The 15996-nt window shown below is 54.4% G+C and carries 10 protein-coding genes; 4 read left to right on the top strand and 6 right to left on the bottom strand.

Annotated elements, in window-relative coordinates; translation table 11 throughout:
• The first annotated feature begins 1256 nt into the window (after window positions 1-1256).
• Both SH287x_RS15845 and SH287x_RS15840 read left to right on the top strand, forming a co-directional pair.
• Window positions 1257-2552: a PP2C family protein-serine/threonine phosphatase gene (locus SH287x_RS15845; protein ID WP_479515355.1), complete on the top strand. Its 1296-nt coding sequence runs from the start codon at window positions 1257-1259 to the stop codon at window positions 2550-2552.
• A 178-nt stretch (window positions 2553-2730) separates the two neighbouring features.
• Window positions 2731-4113 carry an L-serine ammonia-lyase gene (locus SH287x_RS15840; protein WP_479515354.1) on the top strand — a complete coding sequence of 461 codons (1383 nt, stop codon included), beginning with the start codon at window positions 2731-2733 and terminating at the stop codon, window positions 4111-4113.
• Between the two features lie 65 nt (window positions 4114-4178).
• On the opposite strand, the gene SH287x_RS15835 is transcribed toward SH287x_RS15840, so the two are convergent.
• The 4 genes from SH287x_RS15835 to aroB all read right to left on the bottom strand — a co-directional run bounded on the left by SH287x_RS15835 (window position 4179) and on the right by aroB (window position 9750).
• Window positions 4179-4577 carry a hypothetical protein gene (locus SH287x_RS15835; protein ID WP_479515353.1) on the bottom strand — a complete coding sequence of 133 codons (399 nt, stop codon included), beginning with the start codon at window positions 4575-4577 and terminating at the stop codon, window positions 4179-4181.
• A 202-nt stretch (window positions 4578-4779) separates the two neighbouring features.
• Entirely contained in the window at window positions 4780-5793 is a 1014-nt protein-coding gene (locus tag SH287x_RS15830) for a DUF1559 domain-containing protein (RefSeq protein WP_479515352.1), read from the bottom strand.
• 714 nt (window positions 5794-6507) lie between these two features.
• On the bottom strand, window positions 6508-8364 hold the full coding sequence (locus tag SH287x_RS15825; protein ID WP_479515351.1) for a hypothetical protein: 1857 nt from the start codon (window positions 8362-8364) through the stop codon (window positions 6508-6510).
• Between the two features lie 279 nt (window positions 8365-8643).
• Window positions 8644-9750: a 3-dehydroquinate synthase gene (gene aroB, locus SH287x_RS15820; protein WP_479515350.1), complete on the bottom strand. Its 1107-nt coding sequence runs from the start codon at window positions 9748-9750 to the stop codon at window positions 8644-8646.
• A gap of 604 nt (window positions 9751-10354) precedes the next feature.
• Here aroB and SH287x_RS15815 point away from each other — a divergent pair.
• The gene (locus SH287x_RS15815) at window positions 10355-12808 is read left to right on the top strand and encodes an efflux RND transporter permease subunit (RefSeq protein WP_479515349.1); all 2454 of its coding nucleotides are present in this window, start codon (window positions 10355-10357) and stop codon (window positions 12806-12808) included.
• A gap of 31 nt (window positions 12809-12839) precedes the next feature.
• On the opposite strand, the gene dprA is transcribed toward SH287x_RS15815, so the two are convergent.
• Window positions 12840-13943, bottom strand: coding sequence for a DNA-processing protein DprA (gene dprA, locus SH287x_RS15810; protein ID WP_479515348.1), 1104 nt, complete (start codon window positions 13941-13943; stop codon window positions 12840-12842).
• 245 nt (window positions 13944-14188) lie between these two features.
• Here dprA and SH287x_RS15805 point away from each other — a divergent pair, with 245 nt between their 5' ends.
• Window positions 14189-15220 carry a TPM domain-containing protein gene (locus SH287x_RS15805; protein ID WP_479515347.1) on the top strand — a complete coding sequence of 344 codons (1032 nt, stop codon included), beginning with the start codon at window positions 14189-14191 and terminating at the stop codon, window positions 15218-15220.
• Window positions 15221-15323: 103 nt separating this feature from the next.
• Here the strand turns inward: SH287x_RS15805 and SH287x_RS15800 are convergent, their stop codons facing one another.
• Complete coding sequence (locus tag SH287x_RS15800) at window positions 15324-15905, bottom strand: transposase (RefSeq protein ID WP_479515346.1); 582 nt, start codon at window positions 15903-15905, stop codon at window positions 15324-15326.
• Between the last annotated feature and the right edge of the window lie 91 nt (window positions 15906-15996).

Genomic DNA, 15996 nt, shown 5'->3' with positions numbered 1-15996 from the left:
AAGAATTCATTGCGACTTGTCAGATTGTTGAAGTGAATCACATCAGGCGGTGAACAGTTGCGGCTGAAAACCGCCCGATGTTGATCAATTCTTACTCTGACTCGTCACTTGCCAATTTAGTGGCAAGGTGTGGCCATAGGAGCGGCACATGTTGGAGCACAGGCAGCTGGAGCAGCACAGGTTGGAGCACAAGCGGCTGGAGCAGCGCAGCTTGGGGCAACTGAGCAGCAAGAGGTCTTGTGGCAGCAAGCCTTACGGAACTTGCACTTCAGGCTGGCAAACTTTTCCTTGAAACCGCAGCAGCGCTTCTTGACGCATGGGTTGCAAACTGGAGCACATGTTGGAGCACAGGTTGGGCCACAAGCAACAGGAGCAGCACAGCTAGGAGCACAAGCGGCAGGAGCTGGAGCACAGGCAGCAGGAGCGGCACATGTTGGAGCACAAGCCATAGGAGCTGGTGCACAGCAGGTTGGAGCAGCTGGAGCACAGGCAACAGGAGCGGGAGCACAAGCCACTGGAGCAGCGCAGCTAGGAGCGCAAGCAGCAGGAGCAGCACAGGTTGGAGCACAAGCGGCAGGAGCAGCGCAGGTTGGCTCAGGAGCGCAACCGCAATCGCTCTTATTGAGCCAGCGGAAACCGGCGTCAGCCGAGTTCAGACCAGCGATACACAGCAACACAGCGGAAATCCATGCAAATTTCATCTCAGACTCTCCTAAACAGATCAGAGGGAACGTGAGGAACCGGGAGGGAAACTAGACACCTTGTCCAGCCATCTGAACTTCCCGGCCCAACCCTGCGTGTCACTGAGGACATCACACCCCTAGTTTTCGGGTTTAGTAGACTCAGATGTTTAGGTGCTCTGGTTAAAAAGATTGCGATTCAGACCTGTGGCGAGAATGTGATAATTAAATCGACTATCCCGACTCTCCCTGGCTTATCTGAGAGAAATACAGCGGCAATGTCAGGAATACCTCAAGTGTTGAGACGGCCGTTTCCAGCGAATATGAATGCTCGGAGGCTGACCGAATACTTCTGAATCCGACCTCCTTTGAAAGAAGTGAGCCGGGGGCCGGATGCAGGGTTGGGCATGGGCTTTGGAAACACTGTTGGTCATCGGCCCTCATCCCAGCCCTCCTTTCTGAGGGAGAGGGAGTGGTCTTTTGCTCACATCTTCTTTTACTTGAAAAGGGCTTTGCGGCACAGATTTTTTAAGAGCCCCATCGGCACCTTGGCCAACCGCTGGTAGGATAGGGTGCATGAATGACATTGCTGCCCTGCATTCCCATGCCAGTCATCACCGGATCGCGGCTCTGAGCCGGATGCTGGAACTTGTGCTTGAACTGAACGACCTTTCCGATCTGGAAGCGGTTCTGGAGGCCGTCACCTGCGGGGCATGTGATGCCGTCGAATGCGATCGTGCGAGCCTGTTTCTCTATGATGGGCAGACTCGCGAACTCTATACTCATTCCACGACACAGTTGGAAATTGCCGAGATTCGGCTGCCGATGGATCGGGGGATTATCGGTCATGTGGCCGTTCATCAAGTCCCTTTAGTTGTCCTTGATCCCCCTCGGGACACCCGTTGGTCACCCGATTTCGACGAGCGGACGGGATATCAGACGCGGAACGTGCTTGCGGTGCCGGTGATATCAAAATCTGATGGACGGTTACTGGGCGTGCTCCAACTGCTCAACAAGAATCAGGGGCATTTCGAGAATTTTGATATTCAGTTAATGCAGGCGTTTGCGTTGCATGCCGGCTCAGCGATGGAGCGACAGCTTCTTCAGGCGGCTGCCCAGCAGGCCGAGGACTTCAAGCGGTCTATTGAAATGGCCCGGCAAATCCAGATGGGGTTTCTTCCCAAAGGCCGGCCCGAGTTCCCTCAGTATGAAGTTGCTGCCTGGTGGGAGCCGGCCGAATATGTGAGTGGAGACTATTACGACTGGCTGGTTGTGCCAGATGGCCGATTAGGAATTGTTCTGGGAGATGTCAGTGGCCACGGGATGGCGGCCAGTCTGATTATGGCCTCGGTTCGTGCGATGATTCATGTACTCGGACGTTTGGCAACAACCCCTGCTGATATGATGGAACTTTTGCAGGAGGCCGTTCAGACGGATCTGGTCGATGGCCGGTTTATTACTCTGCTCTTGCTGGCCATTGACCCGGTGACTCATTGTGTGGAGTTCGCCAATGCGGGCCATGCACCGGCGATCCATTATCAAGTGGCGAAAGAAGCCTGTCGACGACTGGAAGCAACACGCACTCCTCTGGGTTTTCCGGCCATGTCGACCGGGCGGCTTCCCATCTATCCGGTCATGCAGCAAGGCGATATTCTTGTTCTCGGGACGGACGGCCTCATTGAAATTTATGACTTAAATGGCCATATCTTCGGGATGAAACGGCTGGAACAACTCATTATCAAGTATGCACATCTGTCGGCGGAAGATTTAGCTCAGGCGCTTCGGAAAGAAGTTTTTGATTTCTCACCGGTACGCCCTTTCGCCGATGATATGACATTGCTGATCATTAAACGCAAAACGGCCGCGCGATAGATCTCATTCTGAGAGCAAGCCAGGCGACTCAGTCCGGGAGACGCATCAATAGTGATGTGTCTTTGTATTGAGTCAACATCGGACATCAATCAATACACCAGCCAAGTGTCTCGAAAAACAGCTTCCAACGTTCAATTTCTGTCTCATTAACCTCTCCTTTCATCAAACACCAAACCTCATGTACGTCAGCGTTTTTGATCTCTTCAAAATCGGTATTGGCCCGTCCAGTTCTCATACGGTTGGCCCGATGAAGGCGGCTCAGATCTTTGCTCAAAAACTGGAGCAGTCTGGCCAATTGGAAAAAGTTGCCCTGGTGCAGGTGCATCTCTTCGGTTCCCTGGCGCTGACGGGAAAAGGCCACGCCACTGACTTCGCTGTGATCTGGGGGCTTGCGGGTGAGCGTCCCGAGACCGCCCAGGGGGAACGACTGCAACAACTGCTCGCTCGTGCCCAGGCTGAGCATCGGCTCCCGTTGGGAGGAACAGATCATGAAATCGAATTTGTTCCCGAAAGAGATATTTTCTTCCATTACAATGAGGTCTTGCCACAGCATCCCAACGGCATGAAGTTTGTCGCATTATCGGATGAGGGCCAGACGCTTGAAGTCGCCAGTGCTTTTTCCGTGGGTGGTGGCTTTGTGATTTTTGAAGGAGAAGAGGCACAAGTCACGACAGGCACTTCTCAACCAGAAATCCCTTTTCCTTTCACGACAGCGGTTGAACTTCTGGAGATTGGCCTGCGGGAAAAGACGTCGATTGCAGGCATTGTCCGCCAGAATGAACGTACTTTTCGCACCGATGCCGAGATCGATGCAGGGCTTGACCGACTTTGGGAAGTGATGCAAAGTTCGATTGATCGTGGCTGCCGTACGGAAGGAATTCTGCCTGGTGGACTGAATGTGAAACGCCGGGCGGCCAGCATGTGTCGCACGCTGATGACCTCTGGCCCCAAACCCATCGACCCGTTGCAGGCGCTCGATTGGGTCAGTCTTTTCGCACTGGCAGTCAATGAAGAGAATGCTGCGGGGGGGCAAGTGGTGACCGCACCGACGAATGGAGCCTCTGGCGTCATTCCCGCGGTGATTGCGTATTATAAACGCCTTCTCTCTGGTTCAACACAAGAGGGGGTGCGCACTTTTCTGTTAACAGCGGGTGCAATTGGGATGCTCTATAAACGCAACGCTTCGCTCTCTGCCGCCGAAATGGGCTGCCAGGGGGAAGTGGGCGTGGCCTGCTCGATGGCGGCGGGCGGGTTAGCTGCCGTGATGGGCGGGACTAATGAGCAGATCGAGAATGCGGCTGAAATCGGGATGGAGCACAATCTGGGACTCACCTGCGATCCGATCAAAGGTCTGGTGCAGGTGCCATGTATTGAACGTAACACGATGGGGGCGGCCAAGGCGATTAACGCTGCCAGACTCGCTGTCCTTCACGGCGACGGTACGCACCGCGTCTCTCTCGACCGCGTCATCGAAACCATGCGTCAAACAGGTCTGGATATGCAGGTCAAGTATAAAGAAACCTCGATCGGCGGCCTCGCGGTCAATGTGGTTGATTGCTGAAGGCTGGCTATTCTGGAGCGATAACTAAAAAGAGAGGTCAGCCCCCGTGCGACCCCGAAACGGGTCTATTTCTTATCGAGATTAAAGTTGACTTCATTCTTGCCTTGTTTCACTTGAAGGGTGAGTCCCGATGTATTGAGGCCACTGTACTTCTTGGGGATGGCGGAGACAGGATAAGGTGGGCGCATTCCGGGATTGGGTCGGACTCCCGTGATGGCGACCTGGTATTCGCCGACCGGGATCGGGTCAACAGACTGATACTGACCATCTGGTTGAATGATGAAGTTCGCGCCGCTCCCCATGCTGACAGAAAAGATCGAGATTTCGCCTTCTTTGGCGGCAATTTCTCCGATTTTTACGGTTCCACGAACCATCCCCAGAGGTTGTGACGATGAGCCGCAACCGACCGTAAACATCAATAACATGCAACACGACGTGATTAAGCTGGCATGTAAAAATGTCATAGAAGATCTCGTTAAGCAGGGCGCTGATCTGTTGCGTCGCTGCCTCTATTGATAGAACCGGGAATAGCGAAACGAAAGTCTTGCCGTTTTTTGTGACCTGGTGCGTTTTCAAAGCTTAAAAGCGGGGTTGAACAGGTTATCAAGTCCGACATCGGAGGACGTGACGACGCATGAAGCCCCAAGATCAAGCCGTAATACGGCACTAGAATTCACCAACGACCTGGCCATCATTTCGAGCCGACAAATATCGCAAAGTGTCCATGTCGATATTTTGACTGACAAACCGTGCCCCGCCATCGCCCAGAAGAACATGGATTCCCCCCGTGTGTTGAGAATTCCATAATGTATTAGGGCCATAAGGAATTTCGCTGCCCGCTGCTGCGGTTGTGGCATTGATCTGGTAACGCAGACTTGAAATGCCGGTCGACCAGGCATAGCTATTTCCCGGCGCGAGGACTTCTGTATTCCCCACTGGCAAATAGAAATTGGAACCTGTGTAACCGCCATAATAGCCGGAGCGTAGATCCGTCTTGGCGGTTCCTACAGCAGCAGACTGTTCAGCGACCATAAAGGTGTTTGAAGTCCCATCCGTTGCATCACGCATCCGAGTGACATCGTTCCATTTGAAGAGGCCATTGTGTGTATAGACACCGTAATAGTTGACAAAGCCGACTGTCGTACCCGTGGGAAGTTGAGCCACTGTTCCAATGGATGCGCCGGCAACACCCACGTACATAGGCACCTGAATCCGGTTGGAATTGTGAGTGGGATTCCAGCTCACATAAGGAGATCCTGCGGGATCCAGTGAACTGGAAGGACAGGCATATGCGGGGATGAGATGGCCCTGAAGAGTTGTGATATTGGAACTGGTGCCCGTCGAGCAAAAACTCCGTGTGCTCGATGACCAATCCATTTTGTTGTAAAGTGCGCCTTGATCCAGCATGGGCCAAATGTGTGCTCGCCAGTTGGGGACAAGCATATAGTCCTCGCCGATCGTCGAGCCTCCTGTTGATCCCGGAGGAAAGCAGCTGTGTGTGTCGTGATAGTTATGTATCGCCAGACCTAATTGTTTCAGGTTATTTCGGCACTGAGTGCGACGAGCCGCTTCACGGGCCTGCTGGACAGCCGGAAGCAGTAACGCAATCAAAATGGCAATGATCGCAATGACGACCAGCAGTTCAATCAGTGTGAAACCACGTTGAAATCGTTTGGTCATAGGAAATGCCCGGGTGATTGATGGTGGAAGTATTATGTCGACCATTGTTTCAGAGCAATTGTTATTCCTTAATGAGGGTGGGGGATTTCTTGTCAGTTTGCGCGGTCGCGTTTGGAGGGAAGAATCATTGGAATTGATGCTGAATTCTGCACGGGATCATTTGAGCCAAGGCTGGTTTTTCTCTGGAAAATTGCCTGAAAGGCACGTGGCATCGCTCCCTTTTTCAGCAAGCCTGCCCATGTTGTTGCAATCGTAAAATCACGGCACATGAGCGATAAGACGCATTGATCCAGCAGCACGTTGATATGTGTCGATGGGTCTGTTCTCGTATAAAGACGAGAATATGCCAGGCGTGCCACGTTGTGATCGAGACTCTTAAGCGCGCTCTGATTCAATGCCCTGCTGTTTCAACAGCTTTCTGGCGATGGTGCAGCAGGTTGAGATGTGAACAGGATTATCCGTGAGGGACTCGCTGACTGTGAGCCTATCCAAAAATTAATAGCGTGTTGAGAGATGTCTTAAGCATGCTTGCTCAGAGCCGCAGGCATGACGCGAAGAGTCATTAATCCTAAGCATGTCACCTTGCCCCTTATCCGCGTCAGGGAAGCGGCCACAACGGGGCCGCGGATCTTTAGCCCACGTCCCGGCCGATAGGCCCGAACCCCGCAAGGGGGGCACGCAAAGCGCTGCTAAATCCTGGGATCAGCAGAGGCTTCACTCTTGATCTGGTGTGGCGGAGGAATCGGCGGCTGGAGGAGTGGCCTGGGTGCCGTCAGTCGACTCTGCCGGAGCAGCGGGTTTTTCTGGTGCTGTTTCCTGGGCTTTCTCTGGTGCTTTCTCGGAAACTTTTTCTGGGGCTTTCTCAGCAGGTTTCTCGACATCGGCGAGGGAGTTTTTCAGGAGTGTGACCAGAGTACGGTAGGGGTCTTGCGCGATTGGCGCCTCCAGCACCGATTTCGCCGCTGCTGTTTCTTTCAACTGGAGGAGTGCGCCGGCAATGACGATACGGGCGAGCGGCTTCCAGCGTCCGCGACGATAGCGATTGCTGTACTCTGTCAGCAACGTGATGCTACCTTTTAAGTCGCCACTTTCGAGCTTGCTGATGCCGCTAAAAAAGAAGGCGTCTTCCGCAGCGATCTGATGAAAACGATCGACGTTGGGAGGAAGCATGCCCGCTTGTGTGGAAAGCTGGCGAATGGTGACATAAGCCGAGATGGCCTGGCTGTAGTCGCCGCTGAGTTGCTGGATTCGCGTGCGGTATTGACGCCTTAAGGGGCGTCCGATCATCACCTGCTGCGTTTGAGGATCCCGTCCTGCTTCAAAGGGAGTTTGAAATGGCAGTAAGGCGGCTTCCAATCCCTGAGCAATGATGGGAGTCATGTTATTGATCTGCTTATACCGTCTTTCAAAGTACGGCCAGAGTGCGGGCGGAAGCTCACTCCAGGAACTGTGCATGGCGACAATCCGGTTCCAAAGACCAGGCTCTTCCTGCGTTCCAATTAATGGCTGGAAGACTAAAGCGGAGTTACCGCCCGCCAGTGAGGATTGAAGCAACGACATTCGTGGGGTCGACCAGCGGACTTCGGTGGCAGCGAGTGGTTTGAGACGTCGAATCCCTTCAATATCAAACCGGTAGGGCTGATCTTTCCGTGGTGAGAGAGCGTCCAGCCACTCGGGGTGTTCCAGCAATTCCTTCAGTCCTGCGACTGGCTGAACCGGGAGAAGGGATGGGCTGGTGCCGGCTGGAACAGGGATGCCGATGATCGGGTCATAGATGAGGACTTTTCCCTCCACAAAAACGCCGACCAGCCATTGGTCATCCAGCGAAGTTTTCGGGCTTTCGGCCAGAATACAGGCATCAATTCGGAGTTGGCGGAGAATTTCAATAAACGCGGCAGCCCGGTCAGTAGCCGTTCCGTGCCCGATAAACAGGGCATCGAAAGGCATGAAAGGAAGTTCTTCACGGTCATCGCTTTCAATAGCAATGTTTCTGAGCGTGTAGAAGAAGGCCCGGTTGGCGCGTTCTGTATCACTGGAGGCACCATCGGTGACATGGGCTGCCACCTGATCGAACATAATGCCGTCGCGGATGTGCCGCCCATCGGTTTCGTCGAACACGACTGATTCCAGCGTGGCGCGATTGGCTTCTCCAAAGACCTGCAATGTCAGTTCGGGGATCTTGGGCATGTCCATCGTGGCGCGGCGAATGCTGCCCCAGGTATTCAGCAGGGAAATCGCGCTCTTCAGGTCAGAGTCGACATCAAGATTTTCTGGCTGTAGCTGATACAGCGCTCCTTCCAGAATATCCGCAGCCTGAACGCCTTCGTCATCGTTGGCGGCGGGCTGCTTTGCAAGGGTGCTGCTCGATTCCGTGGATTTCTTTTTAGAGACGGGGCGGTTCGGACATCCGCTCGCCTGAACAATGATCAGGCCGACCAGCAGCATTCGCAGAAGCGTGGCTGCCCATCGTGCTGTGGTCAATCCCTGACAGGTCACCAACCCCCCCGTGATGCCTGACACGGATTGATGCGTGTGTGAGGGATCTGCTGAAATCATGAGCGTGGTGAACATGGGAGAATTCTGTAGGTCGCGATCGATCACGGATAGTGCTTTCGCTGAAATTCATCTCGAGAGAAATTTCGACCTGGGAGGTCTGTCAATTCAGTGCCTCTGCAGGAGAGACTCTCCTATCGTGACCAGCGCATTCATTGCGGGCAATACTGCGAGCATCGGCTGGCCGGAATTTCACGCGAAACTCAAGGAAAATGGCCTCTGCGTCCTCTTCCCCGGTTCATCCTAATTAATCCGAAAAAGGGAAGAGGGGCATCTGAGGGATTTCCTGTGAGATTTTCAGCGATGGCGTGCAAGGATTTCTGTAACCAGTGCTTCGGGGACATCTTTGACACTTTCGACATGGCCGATGCTGGTGGGCAGGATGAATCGCATGCGACCACCGACAGATTTCTTATCCAGCCGCATGGTTTCGATGACCTGTGCGGGTTCAATCTTCAGTTGAGAGGGAGGTTGCGTGGGGAGGTCACAGGCCTTGAGCAATGTTTCTAAACGATGAACGATCTTGGGGGGGATTCGGCCTAACTTCTGAGCCAACAGAGCGGCATCCACCATGCCGATGGAGACCGCTTCACCATGAAGCAGGACACCATAGTGCGAAAGCGCTTCATAGGCGTGCCCGAAGGTGTGGCCAAAATTCAGCACGGCTCGCAAGCCGGTCGTTTCGTATTCATCCTGTTCGACAACATCGGCTTTAAGCTGACAACTCCGCTCAATCACCTGAAGGAGATGGTCGGGATGGCGGCTCATGATGGAGGTGATATTGGTTTCGAGCCAGTCAAAAAAAACGGCGTCGAGGATCATGCCATACTTGATGACCTCGGCCATGCCCGCTGCAAATTCCCGCTGTGGTAATGTAGCCAGCAGATCGGTATCAATGAAAACGCTTTTGGGTTGATGGAAGGCTCCGATGATATTTTTAGCAGCAGGGTGGTTGACTCCGACCTTGCCCCCCACAGAGCTATCGACAGCTGCCAGCAGGGTGGTCGGGATTTGGACAAATGGCAGGCCGCGGGCATAACTGGCAGCGGCAAAACCAGCAGCATCGCCCACAACGCCGCCACCGACTGCGATGACGACGGTTTCACGATCCGCTTTCATAGCGATGAGTGCGTCGTAGAGTTTTTCGATTTCCCTGAGAGACTTGGCGATTTCTCCGGCGGGTTGAATGGCCAGTCTGGCATTCCAGCCGGCGGTGGCTAACTCGCGAGTGATGTGTTCGGCATAAAGAGGGGCAACGTGCGCATCAGAGACGACAAAAGCATTCCCCGGCGACTTCCGGGAAAGGACGTTTTCCAGCAGTCTGGGGACTTCACGGCTGACGCCTGCTCCCAATGTGATTTCGTAGCTGCGATTTCCCAGATTAACCTTCACCACGCGCGGCATGCCCACCACCTTTTGAAAAGTCGTTCCCGAATGGAATGCACATCGCATCATAGCGTGGGGTGGTTGTTCCCCGCACCTGTGGTGGCGGAGAGGAGGTTTGTGATGAAAATCCTGCGGTCGGGCATGGTGTTCTGGCAGAGCAATCCACTCGAACTTCGACTCGCCCTCACCCCGGCCCTTTCCTATCGGAATGGGCGAGGGAGTAGTTAACCCTCGCCCGCGTAGGCGGGAGAGGGTGGCACGCAGTGCCGGGTGAGGGATTTTCCGGTGGGCGTACTCAATAGAGAAATGTGCCCGGGTGATCATCGATAAGCATGCAGGAGGATTATGGGGCGAGGGAGTTGTTAACCCTCGCCAAATCTCGTTAATGAGGGCTGTTTCATTGTCCTAAGGTGGCCCGGTGAAGTGAGCTTGGTGAAGAATTCTCTGTGAAGAGGTTTCAACGAAGATTTCCCGGTGAAATTGGGCATATTCCGCGAAAATTGCAGCAGGAACGTGGTATAAGGCGGAGCAGGCCGGCAAAGTCATCAGAGATCATGAATGGTCTTGGTCGACGGCAGTCGTGTTTGTTGTTTTTCGTTGTTCCATGAGGGAGCAGAATTCGGTGCCCATTCCTGATTCGACTTCCAATTCGCCACTTGAGCCATCTGATTCTGGTACGGCTTCTTCTTCGTCTCTCGCCGCAGAATCGACAGTGGCTGCTGGATCTGCTTCGGCTGCAGATGATGTGGCTTCAGGCCAGCGGGTGGATCTGGTGTTGCCGAATCCGTTGCGAGACTGGGTGATTGACCAACTCATCCGATACCGTGTCTGGTGGTTGATGCTGGCCTGTGCGTTGACGGCATTGTCGATCTGGCCTGCCAATCAACTGAAGTTCGATGAATCGATTGAATCGATGTACGCACCGGGGAATCCTCATCTGGTGCGTTACCTGGAAAGCAAAGCGTTGTTTGGAGGTGATGAATTTATATTCATCGCTTATCGCGATCCCGAACTTTTCACGGAGGCTGGCGAAGAGCGGTTGGCGAAGCTGGCCGAAGAAGTGGGTGAGGTTCCTGGTGTGCTGGAATCCAGCGTTCAAAGCCTGGCGACTTACCTGCGGATTACACGACACCCTGCGTTTCGTTCCCGCCGTGACCAGGTGATTGATTTTTCGCGTGGCGTGCTGCTCGGGGACGACAACGAGACCACCTGCATTGCTGTTCGTCTGGAAGATCAGTCGCAGGCGGAAGCGAATCAGGGCGAGACTGGCGGTCAGCCCATTTCCCGTGGCGAGACGATCGCACAACTTCGGGCGTTAGCTGATCGACAGGCTCTCCCGACTTATGTGATTGGTGAACCGGTTCTGGTGCATGACATGTTCCGTTATGCGCAGGAAGACGGTGATTATATGGGCTGGGCGGCATCGGCGTTGTTGATTGCCGTGGTGCTCTTCTTTTTGCGAGATTTGCGATCGGTGATTTTGCCGTTCGTGATCGTGCAGATGACCATTCTGTGGACGAAAGCGGGGTTATGGGCGTCGCATCTGGAATTGACGATGGTCAGTTCTGTGCTGGGGTCGTTATTGACGATTATCGGTGTGTCGACCGTGGTGTATATGTCGCTCTATTACCACGAACTGCGGCAACATTGGGGCCGGGAAGCCGCTTTTCGTCGCATGTTGCAGGTCATTGGGATTGACATCATTTTTGTCTGCCTGACGACGGCTGCCGGCTTTGCGGCCCAGCTTTCGAGCCATCTGCATCCCGTGCAATCATTTGGTATCACCATGGTGCTGGGGTCGTTGCTGATTCTGGTGGCCATGACACTGGTGCTGCCTGGCGGCATGCTGATTGGCCCAGATTCGGCAGGGGCACAGAAGCCACGAGGTGACAAGCAAGTCAATCAGTCATTACTGCATCTGACGAATTGGGTGCTTTCTCACAGGTTGCTGATCGGCTTCATGACCATCCTGGCGGTGATTTATGGGGGCTTGGGGTTGTCCCGTCTGGAGATTGAGACGGACTTCACCAAGAACTTCCGGCCCTCCAGCCCTGTGGTAAAATCGCTGGATTTCCTGGAGACGCGTCTGGGAGGGGCTGGCTTGTGGGAGGTCAATTTTCCGGCTCCGAACCAACTGACGAGCGAGCATCTGGATAAGGTTCGTCAACTGGCGAATGATTTGCGCGAAATGATGAAGACCGATGGGAAAGGTCTGACGAAGGTTGTGGCGATCACCGATGGGCTTGATCTGGTGCCTTTGTTGCCATTCCTGATTCCTGATGCGGAGTCGCAGTCGCAGTGGTTGAATTCGCTTCAGCCTGAGTTTGTGCCCAGTCTTTACAATCCGGAAAAAGGCCGCATGCGAATTATGCTGCGGGGATTAGAGCGGCAATCGGCTCAGGAGAAACAGCATCTGATTGATCGTGTTGATCAACTTGCCAAGCGGGAGTTTCCCGAGTCACAGGTGACGGGGTTGTTTGTGCTGCTGAATTATCTGATCGACAGTCTGCTGCAGGATCAGCGGACGGATCTGATGGTTGGGGCTATTGGTCTGATCGCGATTATGTCACTGGCTTATCGCTCGGTGGTGATGGGCATGGTGTCGTTGGTGCCGAATGTCTTGCCTATCATGCTACTGCTGGGAACGATGGGTTGGCTCGGTGTGCGGGTTAACATCGGAACGGCGATGATCTCTAGCGATACTATGGGACTGACGATTCACGATAGCATCTTTTATATGTCGGCGTATCTGCGGGCACGTCGGGCGGGGTTAGACTTCCGGGGCGCGCTGGGTGAGGTTCAGACAGAAGTTCGTAAGCCGCTGATCTATTCTAATGTGGCATTGATATTAGGGTTTCTTGTGCTGACGACGTCGCACTTTGTTCCGTTGATTTACTTTGGGGTGTTGGTCAGCACGGCGATTGCGGGGGGGCTGATTGTGAATTTGCTGCTACTGCCGCTGTTGTTGGAGATGGTGGATCGTCCGTGGATGCGAATCGTCCCCACGCCAGCCAAACCAGTGAGAGAGCCGAACCAGCGGGAGAGCCAGACACGACCAGACAACCCAATGAGATGACCCGGTCTTGATTTTGGGATGAGTCATGCCTTCAGGCGATTCGTGTGACGAAGTTGCCGGGGAGTCGGCGGACAAGTTTGCGGATTTCCAGGACTGTCAACGTGGAGAGAGCACGCGAGGGTTCAATCCCGCTTTGAACCAGAACCTGGTCAATCGGAGTGGCTTCAGAAGCGACCAGATTGAGCAGATGTCGCTCCTGATCGCTGAGGAGGAGTTCCCGAGGTTGTTGCACAATATGTCCTGAAGGCTGCACCACGGGAGCGGCAAGATGGCCAATGGCTTCCAGGACATCTTCGACATTTCGTACCAGGATGGCCCCATCGCGAATCAGTTTCAGGCAACCGGCTGAGGCTTCCGAGTCGACCCGACCGGGGACGGCCATCACATCACGATTTTGTTCCATGGCATGCCGGGCGGTATGTAACGAACCACTTTTTTCGGAAGCTTCGATGACGAGAGTGGCTAAAGAGAGGCCGCTGATGATGCGATTTCTCTGGGGAAATTGAGGTGCGATGGCGGGGACTTCGGGGGCGTATTCCGTCATCAGGACGCCGTTCATGGCCACCTGGCTGGCGAGTTCCAGATGTTCTCGGGGGTACAACCGGTTCAAGCCGCCACCCAGGACCGCGAAAGTGCGCCCGCCGGCATGCAACGCAGCCAGATGGGCCAATCCATCGATACCCCGGGCTAAGCCGCTGACAACCGTGATTCCCGCTCGAGCCAGCCCTGCGGCAAAGTTTTTGGCCATCTGTTCGCCATAAACGCTGGGGCGGCGCGAACCAACGATGGCAACCGATAATTGATCTCCCTGAGTGATCTCACCCTGGACATAGAGAATCGGCGGCGCGTTGTCAATTTCCTTAAGGCGAAAGGGATACGAGTCATCCTGATCGTGGAGAATGCGAATTCCTGCGGAAGCGCATTGATCCAGAACTTGCCGGGCTTCGGCGCGATCGCGTGCCAGATGGACGCGGCTTGAGAGAGCGGCAGAGAGTCCCGCTTCTTCCAGGGCCGCAGTCGATGCTTCCAGCACGGAGGTGGCGTTCCCAAAGAAACGCACCAGCTTGTGGTAAGTGATGGGGCCGATTTTGGGGATCAGAGTTAATTGCAGTTCATCGATCAAGGCTTCTGTCATACGACGATGTTCCTTCATGTCGAAGTCTGGCAAGCAGCGATCGAGCGTCTCGTCGTTTTATAATAAACAGGGCGTGAACATTCATTCAATGAAAATGGACGGTTTTCGGTCATTTTTATGATCCGCCAGCGGTTGAGATTCGTTTTTCCCCGTGCGCTGTATCATGGTGTTGGGCAATGAACTGCTGCGCGAGCCGCGTGGTTGTCAGGATATTGGGTGGATTCCGGTTGATGAAGGAAGATCGCATGTTGCACGTGTCCCCCATTCAAAAGTCCTGGTCGGCACCAGCCCGTGGGGCTGTTGGCGGTCGATGGTTTTTTCTCCCACTGATGATGTGGGGGTTGGTGGCTTTTGGCGGGAGTCTGCCATCAGCGATGGCGGCTTCGCAAATTTCTGACGGGGCGAACTTCTTTTCGCCGGCGGTTGTAGCAGAGGCGAAAAAGCGGCTGAATGCGCTGGAATCAAAAACTGGTCATGAAGTGCAGATGGAGACTTTCACGACACTACCGGAACCCTGGAAAAGCCAATTGGCTTCGGGGAAATCCAAACAGTCGGTCTATGTGGATTTTGTGAAAGATCGTGGACAACTGGCTCGCGCGCGGGGCCTGTTTGTCGTCATTCTTAAAGATCCGCCTCACTTGGAAGTGGTGGCAGATCGTCATTTGCGAGACGCTGGTTTTTCAGCCGGTCAAAGAAATGCCGTGGCGGAAGCTCTGCTGACGGATTTTCGGGCTAAACGATACGATGAGGCTCTGTTGGCGGCTGTGGCCAGTGCAGAAAAGTCTTTCGCGGGATTAGCTCGCCTCGGTCAAACACGTGCCGCTCCTTCGCACCAGCCGAATGCTGCTCCCGCCCCTCATCACGGGCAGGCTCATCAGGGTCAGCCGGGACAGCAGAGTGGTCTGGGCGGTTGGGGCGCTGTCATTGTAATTGTTGGCGGAGCCATGGCCCTCATGGTGGGGATCTCCTTGATTCGAAGCTTATTTGGTGGCGGTGGTGCGGCTGGTGGTGCTGCTGCTGGCGGAGGCATGGGATGGGGCGGCTCGCTTTTGACGGGTCTCTTTGGTGCCATGGCCGGGCACTACATTTATGACAGTTTCTTTAATAGTCATGGGCATGGCAGTGCGTTTGGCAATGATGCCAATTCCCTGTCGGGGAATGACTGGCAACGAAACGACACCGGTTCGGGCGGCGATTTTGGTGATTCGAGCAATTTCAGTGGTGGCGATTTTGGCGATAGCTTCGGCGGCGGCGACAGCTTCGGCGGCGACTTTTAGTGGGACATCACTCTGAAGCCGCAGGAAATTGCCCGAAACACAACGAGCCGGAAGCGTCAGCGACGGACATTTCCCTATGCTTCTTTGCTATCAAAGTCGGCCATCAAATCGATTTGTCATTGTTCTCGCGGTGAGAATGCGAATGCCCGTCGCTGACGCTTCCGGCTCGTGGCTCGTCACGGCGGACTCGCGCATCGTACACCGACATCTGGTCTCCTTGCTCTTCCAGGATATAGACCATCGCCGCTTGCACAGACTTCGCGTCATTGAGATAACGCGTGCTGCCGTGTTGAGTCCAGCGATCACGGTCAACGTCTTCTCCAAACGTTTCCCGCAACCGACGGCTGGGCCACGCTTTCAGGTCACTCATCACTTTTTCCGGAGCGACGGACGCGACGAGCAGCACATGCACATGGTTGCTCCGGACATGGACGGCATGCAGCTCCCAGGCCCGATGGGTACACACCTCGCAAATGGTGTTCAGAACAACTTCGCGGCGGGCGTGATCCAGCAAATACGGTGCTTGGCGCAGTGACTGGCGGCGACGAGATTCCATCTGATCATCAGACGCAACGAATGGCGTGCCGGGAAGATTGTGCTGACGATCCACCGATCCAGATTCACGGCCATGCAGCCATGTGCCGTACGTCGTAAAGGTGATGAAATAAGCCAGCGGGAGGCTCATCAGCAGATCCTCAACTCATACATAACATATTGCACACACAACACGAGCCGGAAACGCAACGAGCCGGAAGCGTCAGCGACGGACATCATTT

The organism is Planctopirus sp. SH287 (assembly GCF_056500625.1).
This window is presented reverse-complemented; position numbering and strand designations above follow the sequence as displayed.